A 23,521-nucleotide genomic window follows, 5' to 3' on the forward strand; every position below is an offset into this window, starting at 1 on the left:
AGCTCTCAGAGGCGTTTCCGGCATCAAAAGCTATTTTCGATGAAAATATTACTAAGATTAAAATGACTCAAAAGATTTTAGATCAAATTATCGAAGATTTTGAAGAGATTGAACCGACAGACGATCCTTTGGATATATAAGATAGGATATAATTGTCATCCGACAAACCGATATCCGATTCCTGTCTCGGTGATAATCCTCTTCGGACGGGTAGAATCGGTTTCGATCTTTTGACGCAATTGATTAATAAAAACCCGTAAATAGTGGGTCTCATTTTGGTATCCTATTCCCCATATTTCTTTGAGAAGCCATGCGTGAGTTAGAACTTTTCCACTGTTTTGCATCAGAATTTTGAGGAGTTCAAACTCTTTTGGGGTTAGTTTTAACTCTTCTTTATCCAGCATTACCATGTGTGAAGAGATATCCAAAGAAAGGTTTCCGCTGAGCAAACCCGACACACTGTCACCTATGCCTATACCGCGTCGTCGCAGGGCTGCTTTTATACGAGCAAGAAGTTCACCTGTACCGAAGGGTTTGGTGAGATAGTCATCACATCCCCCTTCCAAAGCTGCTATTTTCTCACTCTCATCGGAGCGTGCAGAGAGGACGATCACAGGCGATAGGCTCCATTCTCGAAAGCGACTTAGAAATTCTTTACCGTCCATATCGGGTAATCCCAAATCGAGCAGTACCAAAGTGGGAGCATCAATAGCCGCACGATTGAGTGCTTCTTTTCCCGTCGCAATACAAACGGGATGGTATCCTGCCGCACCCAGTGCCACTTCGAGCAGTTTACGTATGGCACTGTCATCATCAATGATTAAAATAGTCTCTTTCATCCCTCACCTCTCAGCGGAAATCGTAGCGTAGCGCAAAACTGTACCCCATCACTCATCGTCTCCACACTCCCTCCATGCATCTTGGCAATTCGATAGGCCACATAAAGTCCTAATCCGATTCCCTCTTCTCCACGCACGTTACTCAATCTCGAAAATGCTCTCCATGCCATCGATGCTTCATGAATAGGAGGAATAGAACCTGTATTACAAATATGGATTATTACCCCCTCAGGTTCACGTTCTACTGAAACATTCACGGCATCACCATATTTAAATGCATTTTCCAATAAATTAAAGAGTGCCTGCTCAATTAAAACAGCATCTCCTTGAAGCGAAGGGATTTCCTCATTCATCGTTAACGATGCCGGGAATGTGTGCTCTGTTTTCGACAAAGCACTTCCCAAAAGTTCACGAATATCACACTCTTGCATTTTGAGTTTTAGCATACCGCTTTGAAGTCGGGCGGTATCGAGAAGATTATCAATCAAGCGTCGCATCCGATGTGCACCGTTGTCAATCGTATGATATAGCTCTTTTTTTTGTTCCGGATTCAGATCAAGTTCTTCCGTAAGCAATCCAGACGATGCTCCCATAATCGCGGCAAGGGGTGTACGTAGTTCATGTGATAAAGACCCAAGCAGAGTCTCTTGTAGCCGCTCAGATGTCTCCAGTTCCTTGGCAAGGGCAGCACGCTCACTCAACCATGACACAATTTGCCCGACTGCAATCATAATCGTAAAACTAAATACGTATCTGAGATCATGTACCGTAAACGTTAAAATTGGAGGTATAAAAAAGAAATTGAACGATAAAACAGAAGCCAAAGAGACAATTAAAGTATCTCTACGCCCTGCGCGCATCGCGGCATAGAGGATCGGAATAAGGTGGATCATCCCTATATTTACCAGTTGAAGCTCCTCCCTAAAAAGTTTAGAAATCAAGCTAAGAACGATCAAGAGTAAAAAAGGAGGGGTAATTGTGTACATGATTAAATTATAAACCATCCATTGTTAAATCTCTGCCCGACGGGCAACCCCAATAAGTTTATCATGCGGGAAATGGTAGAAGCTTACAAAATTAGGGGAGACATCTTTGATAAATGCAAAGATTTTCCATATCATACTCTCGGATACAATCTCTTCATCTCCGTAAAAGATTGTCCGTTCATCGATATTTCGTTCACGTAAAATTGCTTCGACGTTCAGCGTCTCCATGTACCCCGGTCGGATACTAAGTAGATCAAGTCCTTCTCCTATAGGAGAAAGTTCGCTACTCACTCCATGAGGCTCATAGGAAGGGTGAATGGTCACAATGATGTTACGTTCATACATGATCCCGTTTTGAAACATTGTTTTCGAGATATAGGCAGGGATCGCATCAGCATTCCGGGCGAAAAAGAGAGCCGTTCCCTCGACATAAAACCCTTGCGCATAGCGTTTAAGGTATTCGCTCAAAAAGAGTTCTTTGTCAATCGGTACAAATGAAGCATAAAGACGTTTTTGCCCTTGGGTATAAAGAATCACGATAAAAAGAGGAACCGATGCGATGATGAGCGACCAATAACCACCGTGCGGAATTTTGAGCCAACAGGAGATAAAGAAAATTAAACTGGTAAATCCGGCGATGATCGACACTCCCATTTTGAGATATTTACGTTTATACATAAAAATCATACTCATCAGTACACCTGTGATACTCATCGCCCCTGCAACCGAAAGGCCGTAAGCTGCCGCCAGTTTAGCCGATTCGCCGAAGATAAAGAGCATCGCGACGACACATACAAATAAAAACCAGTTGATCGAACCGACATAGATTTGACTGCGCAGCTCATTTGAGGTGTAATTAACATTAAAATGAGGAAAAATACGCGTTGTCATTGCCTGATACAACACCGAAAAAATTCCACTGATCATCGCCTGCGATGCGATCACAGTTGCAATTACACTTAACAACAGCAGTGGAACATACAACGAGGGAACGAGAGTGTGATAAAGTTCAAAAAATGGAGCTTTGGCAGCTTCAGGATGAGAGAGTAAAAATGCGCCTTGTCCATAATATGAGATAAGCAATGCTACTGAAGCAAAAAGCCACCCTTTTAGAATCGGCAATCGTCCCAAATGACCCATATCAGCATATAGAGCTTCACCACCCGTCGCACATAGCAATACGTCAGCTAAAACTACAAATGCGATATAAGGGTGTTGAACGATAAATTCAATCGCATAAAACGGTGAGATTGCCTTTAACACTTCCGGTGATTGGAGGAGATAATAGCCTCCTCCTAGCGCAAGTGCAAAAAACCAAACTACCATAATAGGACCAAATGCACTGGCAACCTTCTCTACCCCTTTTTTCTGAACGGCAAAAAGTGCCAAGGCAATACCCGCAGCAATGAGAAGCAGAATAATCTTCGGGGTATTCTCAAATCCCGGTATTAGAGCAATCCCCTCGACGGAGCTCAGAATACTGATAGCAGGTGTGATTACACCATCCCCGATCATCAACGATATTCCAAGAAAACCCAATGCACTCACAATAGCAGTAATACGTGCCCCCTTGAGATAAGGGAGCAAAAGTTGTACTAACACGACAGTTCCTCCCTCGCCACGCTTGGAAAGACTTGTAGCTAACCATGCATATTGGACAGTAACCAACATCAACATCGTCCAAAATGCCATCGATAAAATTTGAAAAATCGTCTCGGTTGTTGGTTGCACCAACAATAAAATAACAGCAAAAGTATAAATCGGACTTGTTCCGATATCTCCATACACAACACCGAGTGATTTGATTACCATCATTTCACTTTTAAGTCGTTCTTGTAACGTCATAACGTCCCTTTAGATTAGGATTTTCATGACATAGATTATAGATTGATTTTTATCAGTGAAGTCTCAAGATAAGAGTAAGAGATATAAAGAAAGTATAAAGAAGAGTTCTCCGAAAGGGAGGAATTAAATGTGAGAGTAAGCGATTAGCTAATTAGACCACTTTTTAATACAAGTTGCCAAATAAGTGCCGAAGCAATACCTCCGGCAAATCCAGCAACAATATCATCCCCCATTACCCCAAGACCCCCTTTGGCCTCACGATCGATACGGCCGATGATGGAGGGCTTTTTAATGTCAAAAAGACGGAAAAATAGTAAACTCAGTGCGATTTGAATCGCAATTCCGTTGGTCCAAACTCCTAAATCTGAAAAAGTAAACATAATCCCGGGTGCGATGGAGAGGGCAAACCACATTCCAACAAGTTCATCGATAACAATGTGCTGAGAATCATGGCTTTGTGTCTCAGCTTCGTAGCGATCAATCGTTTTTATGGCGATAAGGGTAATAAGCAGTGTTGCCAAAAAAAGGGTTTGCGGTCCTAAAAAAATCAATAGTGCAACTCCAAGAGGCAAAGAAGCCAGAGTTCCCATGGTTCCGGGGGCTTTTGGAGAGAGACCGCTGTAGCCGACCGTGATAAAAAACAAGCGAAAATTCACAACTATTCCTTAGGTGAGAGAGGTGGTTTGATAAAGTCGCATCAATTCGACGTAAAAGTCTTTTTCGGAGTGCTCTTCGAGCAGACCGTTAACGGGCATAATATCGTAATAGAGTTTGGCTAAATTTTTGAATCGGTTGGGATAAAGAGATGCCACAATCATAGAGGATATCTCTTTGCGTACCAATACTGCCGGAGGCATAAGCCCTTGCTGCATCAGCTCCAAGATTGATTCGGAGTGATACGAAATATGGTGATGATGTCCGTGCGGGCATGTTTGGACACTGACAAGTGTTTTACACTGATTGCAATAAACGTATTCGCTTGCAATACCGACTTCGATATCAATCCCCACTAATCGATCTATGATCGATTTATTGGCATTTTGATCGTAATACATTCCGATACCGGCATGATTTTGGCCAATCATTAAGCGGTCGCAGCCATAGTTTTTGGCGACGATTGCATCGAGAATCACTTCATTGCTACCGGCAAAAATATAGCTGCTCTCTAACGGAACGATAACGACACGGTTGCGCGGAAGGAAGTTTTCGACAAAATACTGGAGTGTTTGGTATCGCAGTTCATACTGTAAATTGGCGCTGTTGTACGGTTTGAGCAAGAAAATAACAATAAGGTCAGTCCGTTCCAGACTTTGACGTATGAAGCGTTCGTGGGCACGGTGGAGGGGATTAGCCGCCATGAACAAAGCGGTAGTATGTTTGGCTTCGGTTTGTTCTTTTGCTTCTTGAATCATTGTTTGGATCGACTGTACCGGTGTCAGGTCAATGGAATACTCGCCGGAGATTGCATACTTGCCCAGACGTTTATGGGTTGCATTGACCCCAGGATGAGTGAGATCTTCGGTTCCGTAAATTTGGCGCAGACGTTCACGCGGATCGATAGGATAGATTTCATCCACACACAGTTCCCCGACAAGCGTATTATCGCAAATGAGATCGAGGATTTCCCCTTTTTGTGCCGACATGAGGACCGTTTCATTGACTTTCCCGCTTGGGGAGAGGATGAGGGGGAAGGGAAAGGTTTTTCCCTGAAACATTCCACTGGCTAAAACTTCTTTACTCTGCGCTTCGTTCATGAGACTATAAACCGGAGCCAACATCCCTGATTTAAGTAAAATTAGTGCGGAGACAGCCTCTTGATCGATGAAGAGAGATCTATTTTTTCTTGACGATGCCATATTTCTTTCTCTTTTCCCATAAGCTTTTACGTGAAATACCCAGTTTTTTTGAAAGTTCCGTATCCGGGAAGCGGTTTTGGAAGTGGATCATGATGTATTTGACGTACTCTTCAATCGGCAAAATCTCCCCCTGGTCGAAGAGATGATTGTCGCTTTCGATTTCGATAACTCTAAATTGCGGGGAATCTATCGGATCGGTACTGGCGACAATACATTTACGGTTAGCGATAAGCTCATAAAAAGCTTTGTGCTCACTTTTTTTTAGGTTTTGGAAATCGGTGATAAAGAGTATGGAGTCATCACTGAGCGATGCAATATCACTAAATGCTTTTGCAGAAGCGAGAGAGATAAATTGAAGTGGTTTATCTTTATGGGCTGCGTATCGAAAGGCAAATGCGTCGGCATACTTTTGGTATCCGCTGCAAATAAAGAGTGGGAGCTCGGTTTTATCCAAATCTTCATCTACATTGATCGAATTAAAGGTATGGGCCAGATAGCGTTCATAGGTTTGATTTTGACGTCGCAGGCGTTCATGATTTTGGAAATGTTGGATTTTACGGATGAGCTCTTCAATCATAAACGGTTTGAGTATATAGTCTTTTGCCCCGGCGGCAAGAGGCTTTGAAACCGTATCATTGCTGATGTAGCTAACCATCAAAATAACAACGGCATTTTTATAGGCTTCAATAACAGGATAAATATCCTGACCGCTGATGTTGGTTGAAAGGAGAACGACATCGTAAGGGATACCTCGAAGCCCCTCTTTGGTAGAGCTGGAGATATCACAGTTGTGGCTAAGATCGCTGAGTTTAGAAGCGATACTTTGTGCGAGATAAATCTCGTTTTCGATAATGAGTATATTCATCCGTTTTTCCAATCAAAATAGTGTACTGATGCGGTAGCGATTACTCCTACCCCTTCTTTGCGTCCGATAAATCCGAGATGTTCGGTTGTTGTCGCTTTTACATTGAGACGGGCAGGGGAGAGATGCAATAATGTGGCGAGTGTTCGGCGCATTTGCTCTTTATAGGGGGTGATCTTTGGAGTTTGAGCGATGATCGTAATATCAGCATGGAGAATGACAAATCCAAACTGATGAAGTTTTTCGACACATTTTTCCAAAAGATGTTTAGAATCGATATTTTTATAGGCATTATCGGTATCAGGAAAGAGCATTCCGATATCGCCTAAACATGCTGCACCGAGTAAGGCGTCGATAAGTGCGTGAATGGCAACATCTCCGTCACTGTGTGCTTTAAATCCAAAGGGACTTTCGATAGTGACACCGCCCAATACCATCGGTTTCCCCTCTTCAAAAGGGTGAACATCAAATCCGTTTCCGGTAAAAACAACATTGGAAGGTGCTTGCAGACATTCCAATGCACCTATATCCGAAGCATGGGTGATTTTGGCGGCGCGTTCGTCACCCTCAATAAAATATCGAGTTCCGCCCGATGCAACGACGGCACTGCTCTCATCGGTATATTCGATATCCGTTTCAAGAGCGTGTCGTAAAATTTCGGTACGTGAGAGCTGTGGAGTTTGGATACGTTTTACTAAAGTCCGTTCGACTGTAATGTTATCGTATACGACAGTATCATGAACATCAAGCGCAGGGACAATGGTATCGGCAAGTTCTTTATGAGCAATGAGTCGAGCAATGAGATCGGGATCGACACAGGCACGGGCTATATCGGTTACCATGACATAAGGAGTATTGACCTCTTTTAGAGCATTTTTTAAAGATTGCTGGCGTGTTTCCCCGCCTGCAACCACGGTAAAATTACATAAAGGGGATATAAAAGGGATTTCATCGGCATGCGCACACAATATGACGGCGGCATCAGGGATAGATTCTTTGATACGGTTAGTAACATAAAGCCATAGCGGATCATGCCCAATTCGTAGCCATTGTTTTTTAACCGGTACTTTAAAACGAGTTGAGTTACCTGCAGCAAGTAACACAAGTGTAAAATCAGACAAAATGTATCCTATTTTGTAAACTGTTACGAAATTATACACTTAAAAAGCTTTTTTTTATCTTGTTTTCGATAAATTATAGAGTATATCAAGAGGAGAGAATGATTCATTTCCTAAATCCTCTTGAAATTTTTAATCTACATTGAAACAGATACGACCCTTTTAGGGGGTCTTATTTATAAGTCCAATAAAGCTTTTGTAAACTATCAAGGAGAAAGTCATGAGAACCGCATGGGTCGCTGCCCGACAAAACGACACCGTTCGCACTCAGATGTATTATGCCAAGCAAGGTATTATTACCGAAGAGATGGCGTACGTCGCCAAAGTAGAAGAACTCGATCCTGAGTTGGTTCGTTCCGAAGTAGCACGAGGGCGTTTAATCATCCCGGCTAATGTCAATCATAAAAATTTAGAGCCGATGGCGATCGGTATCGCAGCACGATGCAAAATCAATGCCAATATCGGTTCATCAGCTATTGCCTCTGATGTTCAGGGGGAGATTGAAAAGATTCAAGTTTCCCAACACTATAAAGCGGATACGGCAATGGACCTTTCAACAGGTGGAGATTTGGATGAGATCCGTCGTGCGGTAATCGCCAATTCAAAAATACCGATCGGAACAGTACCTATCTATCAGATTTTGCATGATGTGCATAATAAAATCGAAGATTTAAGTATTGAGAAAATGCTTGAAGTTCTTGAACGCCAAGCACAGCAGGGGGTGAGTTATTTCACAATCCATGCCGGCTTTTTGCTAGAGACAATGCCAAAAGTGGCTAAACGTAAAATGGGGATCGTCAGCCGAGGCGGGTCGTTAATGGCGGCATGGATGATGCACTATCACCGTGAGAACCCTTTTTATACAGCGTACGATGAGATTCTCGATATTTGTGCTCGTTATGATGTCTCTCTTTCGCTCGGGGATTCACTTCGTCCGGGATGTTTGGCGGATGCGAGCGATGAAGCACAGCTCGGTGAGCTTAAAGTGCTCGGCGAGTTGACACTCCGTGCATGGGAGAAAAACGTTCAGGTGATGATCGAAGGGCCGGGACATGTCCCTCTCAATCAGATCGAACGCAACATGAAAATTCAGCGTGAATACTGCCATGAGGCACCATTTTATATCCTCGGACCTCTGGTTACTGATATTGCTGCCGGATATGATCATATCAGCTCTGCTATCGGTGCGGCGGTCGGCGGATGGCACGGTGCTTCCATGCTGTGTTACGTTACACCGAAAGAACATTTGGGGCTTCCGAATGCTGAGGATGTCCGTGCCGGGATTATCGCCTATAAAATCGCGGCACATGCAGCCGATATCGCACGCGGACGTAAAGGGGCACGTGATATCGATGATGCGATGAGCGATGCACGTTATGCGTTTGACTGGAACCGTCAGTTTGAACTGGCACTTGATCCGGAACGTGCACGTGAATATCATGATGAAACATTGCCTCAGGATGTATTTAAAGATGCGGAGTTTTGTTCGATGTGCGGACCTAAATTTTGTTCGTATAAAATTACTCAGCAGATAATGGACAATCCGGAATCTATTGCATGGATCGCCGAAGAAGCAAAAACACAAAGCGCAAGCTAAAACTATTAAGGAGAAAAAATTTATGACTGAAGAAATTGTAAAATCAGCATTATCAAAAGTAACGTATCCGGGATTCACGAAAGATATCGTGACATTCGGATTTATTAAAGAGATTAAAATTGAGGGGTCAAACGTTCAGGTAACGGTAGATATCACTTCAAGTGCTCCTGAAGTAGCTCATCAGATTACAGTTGAGGCAACGGATGAGTTGAAACGTGCCGGTGCATCAGAAGTAGTAGTTACTATTACTGCTCCTAAAATGCCTCGCGAGAGTTCATCTAAGGGTAAAAATATTGCCCCTCAAGTCAAGAACTTTATCATGGTAAGTTCGGGCAAAGGAGGAGTCGGTAAATCGACTACCTCGGTCAATCTTGCAGTAGCTTTGGCAATGCAAGGGAAAAAAGTAGGTCTTTTGGATGCAGATATCTATGGACCTAACATCCCGCGTATGATGGGTATTGACGGGATTAAACCTGAAGTTGTCGGAAACAAAGTTCTACCGATTAAAGCTTACGGTATAGAAGTAATGTCTATGGGTTCATTGATGGAAGAGGGGCAATCGCTTATCTGGCGCGGAGCTATGATTATGAAAGCAATCGAGCAGTTCTTACGCGATATCGTATGGTCGGATTTGGATTGTCTCGTTATCGATATGCCTCCGGGCACAGGAGATGCTCAATTGACACTTGCACAAAGTGTACCGGTTACCGTTGGGGTTACCGTTACCACTCCGCAAATGGTCTCTTTGGACGATTCACGCAGAAGCTTGGATATGTTTAAAAAACTTCATATTCCGATTGCAGGCGTCATTGAAAATATGAGCGGCTTTATCGCTCCCGATACCGGTGTCGAATACGATATTTTCGGCAAAGGGACATCTAAAGCGATGGCAGACCAGTTCGAAACATGTATTCTTGCTGAAATTCCGATCGAGCCTTCAATCCGTACAGGTGGTGATGAAGGGAAACCGGTTACGTATTATGCTCCTACGTCGGAAACGGCAAAGCGTTATATGAAAGCGGCTGAAGCTCTTTGGGCATCAATCGAAAAAATTAATGAAGAAGGCGGGGTTGATAACCAAGCGATTCAGCCTAATACACCTCCGGGTGTATCAGCGTGTTCAACTGCTGCAGCACCAAAACAAGAGGCTCCTGCAAGTTCAGGAAGCTGCGGAACAGGCTGCGGCTGCCACTAATTCATCTCTCATTATCTCTTCCCGTACAATCGGGAAGAGCATCCTTCTCTCATTTTTTCATAATCAAATAGATTAAAACTGATCCCCGGAATGCATATGTTTTTGGAATTCGATAACGCGGTTTCGGCCCGTATTTTTACCTTCATAGAGAGCCAAGTCGGCATATTTAATGACTTTCCAGATGGAATCGGCTTGTGATGGGAAATGGGCTACACCGATACTGAGTGTTTTTTCAATCGTATCAGCACCAAAATGGTATTTTTTCTCATTGAAACGGGCACGGATTTTTTCTGCAACTTGCACTGCACCTTCAGGGGTTGTATTGTATAAAAGAACCAAGAACTCTTCACCACCGTATCGAATCGCCAAATCGGCTTTGCGGATACTTTCTTGCAGAATTTCAGCCAAGGTTTTGATAACAATATCCCCTGAATCATGACCATACGTGTCGTTTACCATTTTGAAGTAATCGATATCGATCATTAAGATAGCGTACGAGATGTTAGAACGTAACGCTTGCTCTGAACTTTTGTCAATAAATTCTTCCAAAAAGCGGCGATTGTAAAGACGGGTAGCGCCGTCTCGGAGAGATGAATCCCGTAATTTATCCATGAGAGTACGGCTCTCAATAACCGCTTTGGCTGCTTCAAAATAGTTTTTGATACTTGGCAATGAGAGATTCATTGTCTCTATTTCTGCCACCGTTTTTGCTGAGAACGAGAGAACAAGGGCTAAATCATCATTGATATTAAAAGGAATACACGAGTATTCTTTATCATGCATACAATTAGTACATAAATTTGGGAAGTCGGTTGAATATACATCGCTTGCTGTGCGGTGGGCTCTGCATTCTGATGCATCTTTATCCGCGATAGGAAGACAAAAGGTTTTCCCCTCACTGATATGGATCAATTTGCGTTCTTTGGTATTTTTATCTACTTCATAGAGAGCAAAATGTTCATATTTGAATTTTTCTTTCAATACATAGACAAAACGCTCGTAAATTGCATCTTTACTGCTATCAAGCTCAATGGTTTTTTTGAATTTATAAACATCGGAGAGTTCTTGGATAATCATTCCGGCCGTACTGAGCGGATCGCTGCAAGATATATTTGAACGGGATGCAAATGTGTTGAGATTATGCTTGATCCCTCCGAACGTCTCTTCCATTTTTTGAAAGAGGGTATTCATTTGTTCGGCTACTTCATTTCCCCCGTTTTTAAGTGTTGTAGTAAAACGGAAGCTGAAATCTCCGGTACGGGCCCGCTTAATCCCATTTTGGAGATTTTCAAAGAGTTTCATATACGGTTTGAAATAGTGATTGGTTACCCAAACAGCGATGATAATAAAGATAACGTTGATTGCAAAAATCTTAGCGATAGTCATAGCTCCGGTTTGGCGAATATCATTTATGTTAAATTCCATACTGATAGCCCCTAAGACCTCTCCTTCTTTTGCATTATGACATGCAAGACAATTTGGGTTGCCGTAAGCGGTTGCAATGTAAGGGATCGTTACACGTAAAACAGCATTCTGGGAATCTTCACTGATTTTACGAACAGCTATTCCATCTTTGAGAACTTGTCTGTCGATAGCATCTCTCGGGTGCTCATTTTCAAGCCCCTCTCCATGTTGTGCAACGACATTTGAAGAACGAACAATCCATAGCTTTTGAACGTCTTTGATATTGGCAATGTTGGAGAGAAAGAATTCTCGTTTGTCCATAATACCGTTGACCATATGTGCTGTCAAACCGTCACGTACGATTTCAGCGGTCATTTTTGATTTTTCAATGGCATTGTTATACCCGTAATCGCGAAAGTTAAGAGCGACATTCGTGATTGTAGCGACGGCAAGCCCGATCAACATCAATGCGACGATAAATAATATTTTGCGGTTGGCATTCATCCATTAGTACCTTATAAATAATTGAAAAGAAAGATATAAGTGTTGAGGATAGCCAAATAATTTTTAAATATATATGAAAGTGGAGTAAAAGGCTACGGTTTATTCGACCGTAACACTTTTTGCGAGGTTGCGAGGCATATCGACATCGTTTCCGAGACGAATTGCGATTTCCATAGAGAGGAGTTGTAGTACCACCATCATCTCGAAAAATTCGAGCATATAATCGTCGCTGTTTTTCGTACAGATATGGTCATCGGCTTTATCGAAATCGAGCGGGCTGATAGAACATATCGTTGAATCACGGGCACTAAGCTCTTCAATATTACTTTTTGTTTTATCATAAAGCATGTGTTGAGGGAGTAATGCAATGGTAAAGAGCTCCGGATCGGCGAGAGCGATAGGCCCGTGTTTCATTTCACCGCTTGGGTATCCCTCCGCATGCAAGTAGCTGATCTCTTTAAGTTTTAATGCCCCTTCTAATGCAAGAGGATAGAACACGTCACGACCGATAAAGAAGAAGCCGTGACCGTGAAGGTAGCGTTTTGAAAGACGGCGAAGCTGTTCATGGATGGCGTTATCGACACTGACTGTAGCAGGAAGGACGCGTAATAGGGCAATTTGATGTTTAATGTCATTACTGCTGAGTGTTTTGCGCTCACCGCCTAAATAGAGACTGAGCATCCATAAAACACATACCTGTGTCGCAAATGCTTTGGTCGAAGCTACCCCTTTTTCGATCCCTGCGCGAGTGAGGATAGATGCATCAGCAAGGCGAACCATGGAAGAGTTGTCGACATTACAGATAACCATCGTTTTGAGACCGAATTTCTTGGCCATTTTCAGACTCTCTAGAGTATCAGCCGTTTCACCGCTTTGGCTGATAACTACGAAAAGGGTATCCGGAGTCAAAAACGGTTCGCGATAGCGGAACTCACTGGCAATTTCTACCGACGTACGAATTTTGGAATGACGTTCAAATAAATAGCTTGCAACCAAAGCAGCGTGATAGCTTGTTCCGCATGCACAGAGTTTGATTTCATTGATCCCTTCGAATAATGTATTCTCTAATTCTTCAAAATAGATACTTTCATCCCGTAACCGTCCCAATAACGTATCGGCTAAAACTGTACTTTGTTCATATATCTCTTTTTCCATAAAAAAGCGATACCCCTCTTTTTGGGCTGAGAGTTTATTTTCGGATAGTGCGCTGAATCGTAGTGTTACTTCACGGTTTTGTTCGTCAAACAGGGCAATTTTTTCCGATGAAGCATATCCGTAATGACCGTCTTCGAGATAAATGACTTCATGGCATTTACCGATTAGGGCGGCATCCGAAGACCCGAAGAAGGTTTCATTCTCACGATTACGTCCGATTATCATCGGAGAACCGTGTTTGGCAAAGAAAATAGTCCCTTCTGCATCGGCATTAACGAGCAAAATTGCATAGGCACCTTTGATCTGGGCTAGTGTTTGTTTAAAGGCCTCAAACGGAGTCGAAGCACTTTTGAGGTGATATTCAAACAGATGGACAATGACTTCAGTATCGGTTTGACTCAGGAACTGTATCCCCTGTGCAACTAACATCGTTTTAAGTTCTTGGTAGTTTTCGATAATTCCGTTGTGCACTACATACGAATTTTGTCCAAGATGTGGATGGGCGTTTAGTTCAGTCGGTTTCCCATGTGTTGCCCAGCGGGTGTGTCCGATTCCGACCGAGAATCCGGAACTTTCATAATTTTTGGCTTTTTCTTCGAGGTTGATCAGTTTTCCAACGGCTTTGAAAAGAGAAAAATTTCCCTCTTGCAATATCGCGATTCCGGCAGAATCGTATCCTCGGTATTCTAGCTCACGAAGTCCGTCGATCAATATTTGTTTAACAGGCTTTGTTCCAATATATCCAACAATACCGCACATTATTACACCTCTACTAATTTATTGATTATTTCGCGCGCATTATCGCACATTCTATGTTGTTTTTCAATTAAGAAGTGGTCTCGCGTCATATTTTTATTGGTATGTATTTTTGCAGTGGCAATATTGATATTTGCCTCATCGAAACATTGGACGAAATAGGCCAACAACCCTCTCTGATTTGCTGTATTCAGATTGAGCTGCGCATAATGGATTGAGTGGTCACAATCAATAGTGATTTCGCTGGGTTTGATGATTGGTTTAGGGAGATCGATTTTTTTAGTCATATCGAAAGCCTCTTCAACAATCATCTCAATTTGCTCCATTGTCCCCTCGCGAGGGCGTTGCAAGAATTCGATCTTAAAGTACTTGATACCGTCAAATAAGGTAAAAATATCCATTGAAGCAACATCCAAATAACTAAGCTTTCCTAATAGATATCCTAAATTGAGGGGAATTTTTCGGAAGATATGGATGATAAGCCCTCCGTCAATGTTTAATTGATAGGTGAAGGTCTGACATTGAAATGCCTCTTTGGATATAGCCAAAATATCGCCGGGAGTATGTTTAAAGAAAAAGAGATTGGACTCGATAGAGAGGATCTTTTTCTGTTCAACTTTACTAAGCACTGTAAATTCAGGATCGTTAAGGAGCCTTTTTTCCTTATTTACCCGTTTGATTGCATCGGTAATTCGAGCATTCTGGGAAGCAATTTCGAGGGAAGCTTCATAAAGTTCTTGGAGTAAATTTGCACCGAAGCTTGTATAGGTTCCGGGTCCGACCCCGTTGATATCGGCGTACGTTAGAATATAAAGAAGGGTGAGATTTTCCGGTGTTTTGATTTTAGACATAAACTGATAAAGGGTTTTTTCATGGTAGAGATTTTCGCGATACGCAACGTTACTCATTAAAATATGGTGTCGGACGAGTAAAGCTCCCCGTTCATATTGCTGAGTCGGAAGTTTGAGATTTTTGAGGAAAGGGATGATCAGTTTCGTTCCTACCTCACTGTGATCTTGTTTTCGTCCTTTACCGGTATCATGTAGGAGAATAACGGCTTTAAGCAGAAGTTTATCACTTGTACTTAGAGGTTTATAGAGTGCCTCCACATAGGGATCATTGATTTTTTCGAGTGCTTCGATACATTTGATGGAGTGTAGATCGACCGGATAAAGGTGATAGCCGTCAAACTGAGGAAGATGAAGTACTTTTTTAAAGGCACCGATGAGGTGATGTAAAATCCCTGCATCGTAAAAAAGTTTCAAAATAACATAGAGATGATTACGTTCAAACAATTTACGCAGCAGGGCATAGGTTCTAACTTTAAGCGGATGTTTGATTACAGAGTAGGTGAAATGAAAGAGAACACTAGGATCAAATTTCCATTCTTGGTCTTTCAAGCTGACCAACATCTCTAAAAGTGCGTCAATAGAAGGTGTTGAGGCATGATACGATGCGTATAAAATCCCATCTACCGCATAAAATCCTTTTTGTATACGACCGGCACGGATTTTTGAGGTTACTGTAGAGTCATACAGTTGAAGACGAGCCATTTTTTTAACATAGATTTGTGTAAAGTTATTGATCCTCCATTGTGCTTCCAAGAGCTTGGTGACCAGTCTTCGTTCATCACTAAACCCTAACATTTGAGCAATTTTGGGCATATAATCAAGAACCAGTTGGTCTTGTTGTTTTCCGCTGATCAGATGCAGAGCACTCCGAACTCTGAAAAGTAATTCTAAGGCTATACGGTATTCCCGGTATTGCTCTTCGCTGAATAAAACTCCTGTGAGCTCTTTGAGAGTATTAACTCCATAGAGTGTTTTAGCAATCCAATAAAGCAGTTGAGAATCGCGCAGTCCTCCCACTCCTTCTTTAATGTGAGGCTGCATAGATGAGGGGAACTTTTTGCGACGGACTTCGGCTTCATCAATTTTTGCCAAAATAAAGGCTTTTGGATTGTCATGACGAATGGCATTTAAACGGTTTTGTGTCGAACTCCAGGTAAACGACGAACCGATAATGAGCCGCGATTCCATCATAGCTGTTTTGATTGTGATGTCTTCACGAGAGGCATTAAAGAGATCTCCGACTTCATGGACACGATGCCCAAGTTTGAGCCCGGCATCCCACGCTAAATAAAGGAATTTTTCAATAATAGCGGCAGTATTGTAACCGTCATTTTTTTCATATACGATCATTAAATCAATATCGCTATGAACACACAGTTGCTCGCGTCCGTAGCTACCCAAGGCTATAAAAGCGATCGGGATAGAGCTGCGCATCGGCAAATAGTTACCGAACAATCGGCGTAGAACGGTTTTATACATCAAAGATATGATCGAATCGAGGGTTTTGGTGTGGATAACAAGAAAATCTTTTCCTTGATTACGTTCGAAAAGTTCGGTGAGTGAATCTTTGTAATCGGATATATAAGATTTAAAAAGTTTGGATATCTCGAAATCGCTTGCTTTGCGTTCGATAAGGTCTTCAATCTGTTCGGTGATACTCATACTGACAACTTTTTGGTTTAATTGTATCGCAAAATTCTCTTCATTTGATAGGGATACTTGATGATAAAATGAGCTATAGCGATTTAGTTAGATTTATAAATACAAGATATAATGTTTTTGGAGGAATGTATCACAATGAACAACACAAACAATTATCAAAAAGTTATGGCGATTCATGATCAAGTGATGGGTCTTCTGCGTTCCACCCAGATTTCCCCTTATCCGGCACACTATAAAAAATATTTTGACGAGTTTTTTCTCGAGTTGGCCGATGACGAATTACGTAAAGAACAAGAAGATGCCGAGCATAAAATCTTAAGCGGTTTAAAAGATGATGGGACTAAGCATCTTGAGATAGCCAAACGCTCCGTACTCTCTTTTTCTGAATCGCATGCCGAAATTTCTTCAGTTGCCAAAAAACAGAAAGAACATCTCGATAATGCACCCGTTAGTGCCGAAGAAGAACATATCGCTTTTCTCGAAAGTTTGCACGTTTTGAATAAAGACATGTACGATGAGCTGGACAAAGCACAAACCAAAATTATCGAGTTGACTACCGATCTCAATGAGGCATTTTCATCACTTACGACTGACGCTGTGACAAAAGTCGGAAATCGAAAAGCATTTATGGAAGATATGGAACCGCTCATTGAAGCAGGAAAAAATAAAACTATACCCATGATCTTAATGATGTTTGATGTCGATAATTTTCAATTTATCAATGACCAACACGGCTATGTCGCAGGGGATAAAATTCTCTATTTTATTGCACAAACGATCAAATCCATGATTCGTGATACGGATAAAGTCTATCGTTATGGCGGAGAAGAATTCGTTGTTGTGATGACACGATGTGATGTCAAACAGGCGTTTGCACTTGCAGATAAAATCCGTGCAAAAATCGAGCATAGCAAATTGCTCTATTTGGGAAAAAGTGTTCATGTAACTATTAGTGCCGGTGTTACGATTCATCAGCAGGAAGATACGTTTGACGGAATCATCGCCCGTGCGGAAAAAGCGCTTTACTGTGCTAAAAAGTCCAATAAAAACTGCACGATTTTATTCGATTGGTAAATATGTTGAACATACGGAAAGATTCATAACTGCTACCCAATCTGAAAACATCGCATAGAGAGTGTTCCGTGCTGAAATCCTTCGTAAATACTTGTAATACTTTCATTTCCCTGTTGTGAGCCTAATATGGGCAGTATCGGAAGAAAATGCTCCAGTGTAGGATGGGCATGCTCAAAGTAGGGGAGATCGAAATCAATCAGTTTTTTAGGGTCATTGACGAGCGCATCCGCAAACGCATCGTCAAATGCTCGTGCCCATGGTGCGACAGGTGCATCTCGGTTCATATCAATATCACCTAGATTATGGGTGACATTACCGCTTCCGATGATCATGATTCCCTGATCTCTGAGAGTGGACAGTATTTTGCCGAGTTCATAATGCCACAATGCCGGTTTGCTCAAATCGATCGAACATTGAAAAACCGGAACATCATGTTTGGGGAAAAGGTGAACCAGAACCGACCAAGCCCCGTGATCGAGACCGTGACGCCGATCAACCCGCGCATGAGTCAGATGGGCAAATAACAAACTCGCCGTCATCTCGCCTTCTGCATCATAGGTTATGGAATAGAGCGAATCTGGGAAACCGTAAAAATCATGTATCGTTTCAGGTTTATCCACGACAGAAACCGCCGATCCGTTCGTTGCCCAGTGAGCGGAGAGGATGAGTATCGCTTTCGGTTTAGGCAAAGTGGTACTATGTTGTTTTAAACGTCGCGTATAGGGATTGTCATCGACAATATTCATCGGTGAACCGTGACTGATAAAAAGGGCAGGTTGACGCATAAAAAGGCTCCTTTCTTCGGATGCATCGGCAGCCAAAGCTGCCATTAGTGCTAAAAAATGACGACGGTTCATAGCAACCTCTATGACTGAGTTAAAATACCTTCGAGCTGGATATCGAGTTTAACGTTCTCTCCCACTGCTACACCGCCGGCTTCAAGGGCAGTATTCCATGTGATTCCGTAATCTTTACGGTTGATTTGTCCGCTGAGACCCAATCCGACACGTGTGTTACCCCAAGGATCTTTGATTGCACCGTTGTTTTCAAGCGCGAGTTTGACATTTTTTGTAACACCATGCATGGTGAGTTTGCCATAAGCATAATCACCCTTAACATTATTAAGGGTAAACGTAATATCAGGATACTTTTGGACATCGAATAAATCCGGTGATTTCAAATGGCCGTCTCTTTTTTCATTTGCGGTGTTGATTGAATTAACGTCAATTTTTCCGTTTAATGCTTTCAGCGTTTTTGATTTTTCATCGTATTCAAATGAACCGCTGAATTTGTCAAATTTTCCGGAGACTTCAGAAATCATCATATGCTTTACTTTGAACCCGATATTTGAATGGCTTGTGTCAACATTATAGTCTCCTGCAAAAAGTGATGCAGAACTGATGAATCCGAACAATAAAAGGGAAGAGAGTGTTTTTTTCATGGTATATCCTTTGTGTAAATAATGTTGTGTTAGTGCATCGGCACGTCAAATAATAAAACCTTGGACTCCGCGAGTGTTATCAGGGCATATTCCTCCTCATCGGTGATCTGAAGCTCATCTCTTGATTCGAGAATATGTCCGTTTATTTCTACTTTTCCTTCTATGATCAATAGTAATCGCCCATGTCCTTTATTAACCGATGGAATTGTTATTTCTGCCCCTTCCTCGACTTCCGCCAAGCTGATCGATGTATCTTGTTTGATGGTTATAGAATCTTCCCGCCCGTCACCGCTAACGAGAGTGACCCATTTATTGGTTTTGTCGTGGTGGATAAAACTGCGTTGATCATAGAGTGGGGTTCCCCCTTTTTGATTCGGATGAATCCATATTTGAAATAATGCAACCGATTCATCGTTGGTGGCATGTTCAGAGTGATACACTCCGGATGCGGCACTCATATATTGTATTTCTCCCGCTTTGATGATTCCGTGATTTCCTTCCGAATCTCTATGCTCAAGCGAACCTTTGGTGACGATAGAGACGATCTCCATGTTTTGATGGGGATGCATCCCAAACCCTTTTCCCGCCTCTACAATATCATCGTTGATGACACGCAAAGCCCCGAATCCCATCCGTTTCGGATTATGGTATTCGGCAAATGAAAAACTGAAACGGCTGTGCAGCCAACCGTGTTCCGCAACGCCTCGTTCTGATGCACGATGGATTGTAAATGACATTTTGACCTTCCTTTTTAATTACTAGTTAGTAATATTGTGTTAAATTTTTTTATTGCGCTTTTTCTAATTTGCGCAGCAATCGGGAGAGCGTTTGCAGCTCCTCTTCATCTAATGCTTTGTCATACCATCCGGTCAGATTTTCCACATGTGCCGGAAATATCGATTTTATAATCTCGGAACCTTCATCCGTGATTTCAAGCATTTTGATACGGCGGTCTTCGTCAGACGTCAGAATACGAATCAATCCTTTCGACTGTAGATTCTTAACGATCACCGTCATATTGCCCGGCGTACTCAGTGTTAATTTTGTGATTTGGCCGACACTGAGTTTTCCCAGATGGTAGAGAGACTCTAAAATTCCAAACTGGGGGAGGGTGAGGTCTCTCTCTGCGAGCCATATAATCTCTTTAGCACGGATTTTGATCAAAGATCTTGAAAGCTCAATATGGGTTCGTAATACAATGTCTTCATGCTTACCGTAACTTTGTACCCGTTTCATACGTTGCCTCCTCAAAATTTTGTAGATGAGGGAATAATACTACTAATTAGTAATAATGTCAATAGCCTGTGTAAAATTATAGTTTTTATCAACATTAAGAGAAGGTGACAGACCTAAAAAACATTTGCTATAATGCGCCAAAAATATGCGATTAAAGATTTTAATATGAATTTGATAGATAAAGTAAAACGGCGTGAACGTTTGAGTTTGGAAGAGGCGACGGCGCTTTATGAGTTGGACCTCTTTACTCTGGGTGAACTCGCCGATGAGCGACGGCGCGAGCTTCATGGAAAACAAACCTATTTTAATATCAACCGTCATATCAATCCGACGAATGTCTGTAAAGACGTTTGTAAATTTTGTGCCTACAGTGCCAGCCGCAAAAATCCGAATCCTTATACGATGAGTCATGATGAGATCGTGGCAATCACTGATGATATTGTTTCACGCGGAATATCCGAAGTGCATATCGTCTCCGCTCACAATCCGGATACGGGATTGGAATGGTATCTCGAAGTGTTTCGAAAAATCAAAGCGCGCCATCCGCAGCTTCATATCAAAGCTCTCACTGCCGCAGAAGTCCATTTCCTCGCCGAAGAGTACGGCAAAAGTTACGATGAGATTCTCGACCTTATGATAGCTAACGGGGTCGATTCGATGCCGGGCGGCGGTGCGGAGATTTTCGATGAGAAGGTTCGTGATTACATTTGTAAAGGGAAAGTCAACTCAAAGCAGTGGCTTGAAATTCACCGTAAATGGCATGAACGGGGTATGAAATCCAATGTCACGATGTTGTTCGGCCATGTGGAAGAGCGCTCTCATCGAATCGATCACATGATGCGTATCCGTGATTTACAGGATGTGACGGGTGGATTTAACTGTTTTATTCCTCTTGTTTATCAATCTGAGAATAACTTTTTGAACGTCAAAGAGTTTATAACGGCTCATGAGATTCTAAAAACGATGGCGATAAGCCGTATTGTCCTCGACAATGTTCCGAATCTTAAAGCGTACTGGGTGACATCAACGGTTAATCTGGCGCTTGTCGCACAGGAGTTCGGTGCAAATGACCTGGATGGAACGATTGAAAAAGAGTCGATTAACTCGGCTGCAGGGGCCAAGAGTGCTCACGGTGTTAATTTGAGCGAATTTGTCGGACTCATTAAAAACAGCGGATTTGAACCGATTGAACGCGATAGCTTGTATAATGTTATTAAAGCGTGGTAAGGAAATAAAATGATTTTAATGATTGATAATTATGACAGTTTTACCTACAACATCGTTCAGTATTGTTTGGAGTTGGGTGCTGATTTGAAGATTATCCGTAATGATGAAATGACGGTACAGGAGATCGAAGCACTCCATCCTGAAAAAATTATTATTTCTCCGGGTCCTGCAACACCCGACGATGCAGGAGTCACTCTGGAAGTAATCCGTTACTTCGCTGATAAAGTCCCAATTTTAGGGATATGTTTGGGACACCAAAGTATCGCACAGGTATTCGGAGGAAATGTGGTGCGTGCAAATCGGATGATGCACGGTAAAACGTCTAAAATGATCCGACAAGGTGATACCCCGATTTTCCACAAGCTTCCGGAAATGTTTACGGCGACCCGTTACCACTCTTTGATCGTAGAGCAGGAGAATCTGCCGGAAGTGATTATTCCGACCGCTTACAGTGAAGATGATCATGAAATTATGGCACTGGAGATCAAAGATAAACCGATTTACGGCGTTCAGTTTCATCCCGAATCGATTATGAGTGAATTCGGACACGAGATTATCGACAACTTTCTCAAGTTATGAGAGAAAAAGCCTTTTTTTTAGCATTACTGGGAGTTAATACTCTTCTTCTCGTATTGCAGATTAAAGGTCTCTCTATCAGTTATAACGAAGCCAAAATTCTTTACGGTGATGTTTCTCTTCTGCGTTCTTTAATAAACCTTTCACTAGATATATTCGGACAAAACGACTACGCATTACGTCTTCCGATGATACTGTTACATATGATTTCAGTTATTTTATTGTACGGTATGTCAGGGTTTTACGTTAAACGAGAAAGTGACCGTTTATGGATTGTATTGATTTATGTGTTACTTCCCGGAGTTACCAGTGCGGCTTTGGTCGTTGATAATGCCGGTCTTGTTATTGCCTCCTTATTTCTCTTTAGTTATACCTATCTTCGTTTTGAAAAATATGCTTTGGGATTGCTTCCGTTTTTATTGATGGTTGATCCGGCATTTGCTTATTTGTTTTTTGCTGTAGCTCTATACGGTATCTATCGAAAAGATTACTTGTTTATCGGTATCGGATCGGGGCTGCTGCTTGTTTCCATCCGTTTGTACGGAATCCATGTCGGCGGATTACCGGAAAGCCGATTCTTGGATGCATTGGGAGTTTATGCGGCAATTTTTTCTCCCATTGTCTTTTTGTATCTTTTTTATGTTCTATACCGCCGTTTTTTTGCAAAAGAGTGGGATTTGATATGGATGATTGCGAGCAGTGCTTTTCTTGTCTCTTTGTTACTTTCATTTCGACAAAAAGTCGAAGTTCAAACGTTTGCTCCATTTTTGTTGATAGCCCTTCCTTTAGCAGCTCAAACGTTCTTTCACACCTATCGAATCCGACTTCGCGAATTCAGAGGAAGATATCGAATACTGTTTTACAGCGCTTTTGCTATTTTGATTTTAAACGTAATGGCTGTTTTCTTTAATCAGTGGTTTTACCGTTTCATTAAAAATCCGACACATCATTTTTCGTATCCGATGCACGTAGCAAAGGAACTTTCACAGGTATTACACCATAATAAGATACGATGTATCGATGCAGGTAACGATAAGCTACAGTTACGCCTTCGCTTTTACGGAATTTCTCAGTGCAAATCGTATCGATTAGAGAATAAGGTAGATTCAAAAGGAAAAAAGGTTACAATAAGTTACAATAATATTCCAATATATGTGACATATGTTACTAAAGTAAACAAATAGTCATCTTCTTTCAGTGAAAACTTCTTAGAAATCATTCAAATAGCCCATAAATGATATAATCTTGGCAAAAGATTCTTCGAAGGAGTTGCAATGGCTCAAAGAGCGATTCGTGAATACGACGGTAAAGCAATTTTCTCAAAACACTGGGAAAAA

20 protein-coding genes are annotated in these 23,521 nt (G+C 42.0%); 6 read left to right on the top strand and 14 right to left on the bottom strand.

Annotation, left to right across the window (positions count from 1 at the left end; translation table 11 throughout):
* Positions 1-155 precede the first annotated feature (155 nt).
* From PHP90_RS09470 to PHP90_RS09500, 7 genes are all read right to left on the bottom strand, one after another.
* Positions 156-839, bottom strand: a complete 684-nt coding sequence (locus PHP90_RS09470; RefSeq protein ID WP_299928743.1) for a response regulator — start codon at positions 837-839, stop codon at positions 156-158.
* Positions 836-1,843, bottom strand: a complete 1,008-nt coding sequence (locus PHP90_RS09475) for a DUF4118 domain-containing protein (protein WP_366141111.1) — start codon at positions 1,841-1,843, stop codon at positions 836-838. Before PHP90_RS09475 ends, PHP90_RS09470 begins: the two co-directional genes overlap by 4 nt.
* A 6-nt stretch (positions 1,844-1,849) precedes the next feature.
* A complete protein-coding gene (locus PHP90_RS09480; protein WP_299928749.1) occupies positions 1,850-3,670 on the bottom strand; it encodes a KUP/HAK/KT family potassium transporter in 1,821 nt (606 codons plus the stop codon).
* A 143-nt stretch (positions 3,671-3,813) separates the two neighbouring features.
* The gene (locus tag PHP90_RS09485) at positions 3,814-4,326 is read right to left on the bottom strand and encodes a phosphatidylglycerophosphatase A (RefSeq protein ID WP_299928752.1); all 513 of its coding nucleotides are present in this window, start codon (positions 4,324-4,326) and stop codon (positions 3,814-3,816) included.
* Positions 4,327-4,335: 9 nt separating this feature from the next.
* A complete protein-coding gene (locus PHP90_RS09490; protein ID WP_299928755.1) occupies positions 4,336-5,526 on the bottom strand; it encodes a sulfate adenylyltransferase in 1,191 nt (396 codons plus the stop codon).
* Entirely contained in the window at positions 5,504-6,391 is an 888-nt protein-coding gene (locus PHP90_RS09495; protein ID WP_299928758.1) for a response regulator, read from the bottom strand. The genes PHP90_RS09490 and PHP90_RS09495 overlap by 23 nt, the downstream gene beginning before the upstream one ends.
* Complete coding sequence (locus PHP90_RS09500; protein WP_299928761.1) at positions 6,388-7,509, bottom strand: bifunctional 2-C-methyl-D-erythritol 4-phosphate cytidylyltransferase/2-C-methyl-D-erythritol 2,4-cyclodiphosphate synthase; 1,122 nt, start codon at positions 7,507-7,509, stop codon at positions 6,388-6,390. The genes PHP90_RS09495 and PHP90_RS09500 overlap by 4 nt, the downstream gene beginning before the upstream one ends.
* Positions 7,510-7,726: 217 nt before the next feature.
* Here PHP90_RS09500 and thiC point away from each other — a divergent pair, with 217 nt between their 5' ends.
* Both thiC and PHP90_RS09510 read left to right on the top strand, forming a co-directional pair.
* Complete coding sequence (gene thiC, locus PHP90_RS09505; RefSeq protein ID WP_299928764.1) at positions 7,727-9,103, top strand: phosphomethylpyrimidine synthase ThiC; 1,377 nt, start codon at positions 7,727-7,729, stop codon at positions 9,101-9,103.
* Positions 9,104-9,125: 22 nt separating this feature from the next.
* Positions 9,126-10,298 (top strand): Mrp/NBP35 family ATP-binding protein, encoded by a 1,173-nt coding sequence (locus PHP90_RS09510; RefSeq protein ID WP_299928767.1) that lies wholly within the window; start codon positions 9,126-9,128, stop codon positions 10,296-10,298.
* Between the two features lie 72 nt (positions 10,299-10,370).
* Here the strand turns inward: PHP90_RS09510 and PHP90_RS09515 are convergent, their stop codons facing one another.
* From PHP90_RS09515 to PHP90_RS09525, 3 genes are all read right to left on the bottom strand, one after another.
* The gene (locus PHP90_RS09515; protein WP_299928770.1) at positions 10,371-12,206 is read right to left on the bottom strand and encodes a GGDEF domain-containing protein; all 1,836 of its coding nucleotides are present in this window, start codon (positions 12,204-12,206) and stop codon (positions 10,371-10,373) included.
* Between the two features lie 99 nt (positions 12,207-12,305).
* On the bottom strand, positions 12,306-14,120 hold the full coding sequence (glmS, locus tag PHP90_RS09520; RefSeq protein WP_299928772.1) for a glutamine--fructose-6-phosphate transaminase (isomerizing): 1,815 nt from the start codon (positions 14,118-14,120) through the stop codon (positions 12,306-12,308).
* Positions 14,121-14,122: 2 nt separating this feature from the next.
* A complete protein-coding gene (locus PHP90_RS09525; protein ID WP_299928775.1) occupies positions 14,123-16,630 on the bottom strand; it encodes a DUF294 nucleotidyltransferase-like domain-containing protein in 2,508 nt (835 codons plus the stop codon).
* 135 nt (positions 16,631-16,765) lie between these two features.
* On the opposite strand from PHP90_RS09525, the gene PHP90_RS09530 reads away from it, so the two are divergent.
* Positions 16,766-17,704 (top strand): GGDEF domain-containing protein, encoded by a 939-nt coding sequence (locus PHP90_RS09530; RefSeq protein WP_299928778.1) that lies wholly within the window; start codon positions 16,766-16,768, stop codon positions 17,702-17,704.
* 32 nt (positions 17,705-17,736) lie between these two features.
* On the opposite strand, the gene ygiD is transcribed toward PHP90_RS09530, so the two are convergent.
* From ygiD to PHP90_RS09550, 4 genes are read right to left on the bottom strand one after another with little or no spacing between them, the layout of a single operon-like run.
* Positions 17,737-18,561, bottom strand: coding sequence for a 4,5-DOPA dioxygenase extradiol (gene ygiD, locus PHP90_RS09535; protein WP_299928781.1), 825 nt, complete (start codon positions 18,559-18,561; stop codon positions 17,737-17,739).
* A gap of 8 nt (positions 18,562-18,569) precedes the next feature.
* Positions 18,570-19,145, bottom strand: a complete 576-nt coding sequence (locus tag PHP90_RS09540; RefSeq protein WP_299928784.1) for a YceI family protein — start codon at positions 19,143-19,145, stop codon at positions 18,570-18,572.
* Between the two features lie 29 nt (positions 19,146-19,174).
* Positions 19,175-19,882 (bottom strand): pirin family protein, encoded by a 708-nt coding sequence (locus tag PHP90_RS09545; protein WP_299928786.1) that lies wholly within the window; start codon positions 19,880-19,882, stop codon positions 19,175-19,177.
* Between the two features lie 49 nt (positions 19,883-19,931).
* On the bottom strand, positions 19,932-20,381 hold the full coding sequence (locus PHP90_RS09550; protein WP_299928789.1) for a MarR family transcriptional regulator: 450 nt from the start codon (positions 20,379-20,381) through the stop codon (positions 19,932-19,934).
* Between the two features lie 165 nt (positions 20,382-20,546).
* Between PHP90_RS09550 and mqnE the strand changes: the two genes are divergently transcribed.
* Genes mqnE through PHP90_RS09565 form a run of 3 tightly spaced genes read left to right on the top strand, consistent with a single transcriptional unit; the run spans position 20,547 to position 23,368 of the window.
* Positions 20,547-21,608 carry an aminofutalosine synthase MqnE gene (gene mqnE / locus PHP90_RS09555; RefSeq protein ID WP_299928792.1) on the top strand — a complete coding sequence of 354 codons (1,062 nt, stop codon included), beginning with the start codon at positions 20,547-20,549 and terminating at the stop codon, positions 21,606-21,608.
* A gap of 9 nt (positions 21,609-21,617) precedes the next feature.
* Positions 21,618-22,187 carry an aminodeoxychorismate/anthranilate synthase component II gene (locus PHP90_RS09560; protein WP_299928795.1) on the top strand — a complete coding sequence of 190 codons (570 nt, stop codon included), beginning with the start codon at positions 21,618-21,620 and terminating at the stop codon, positions 22,185-22,187.
* On the top strand, positions 22,184-23,368 hold the full coding sequence (locus PHP90_RS09565) for a hypothetical protein (RefSeq protein WP_299928798.1): 1,185 nt from the start codon (positions 22,184-22,186) through the stop codon (positions 23,366-23,368). The genes PHP90_RS09560 and PHP90_RS09565 overlap by 4 nt, the downstream gene beginning before the upstream one ends.
* Positions 23,369-23,521 lie beyond the last annotated feature (153 nt).

It is taken from the genome of Sulfuricurvum sp., from assembly GCF_028712165.1.
In the GTDB taxonomy this organism is placed as follows: domain Bacteria; phylum Campylobacterota; class Campylobacteria; order Campylobacterales; family Sulfurimonadaceae; genus Sulfuricurvum.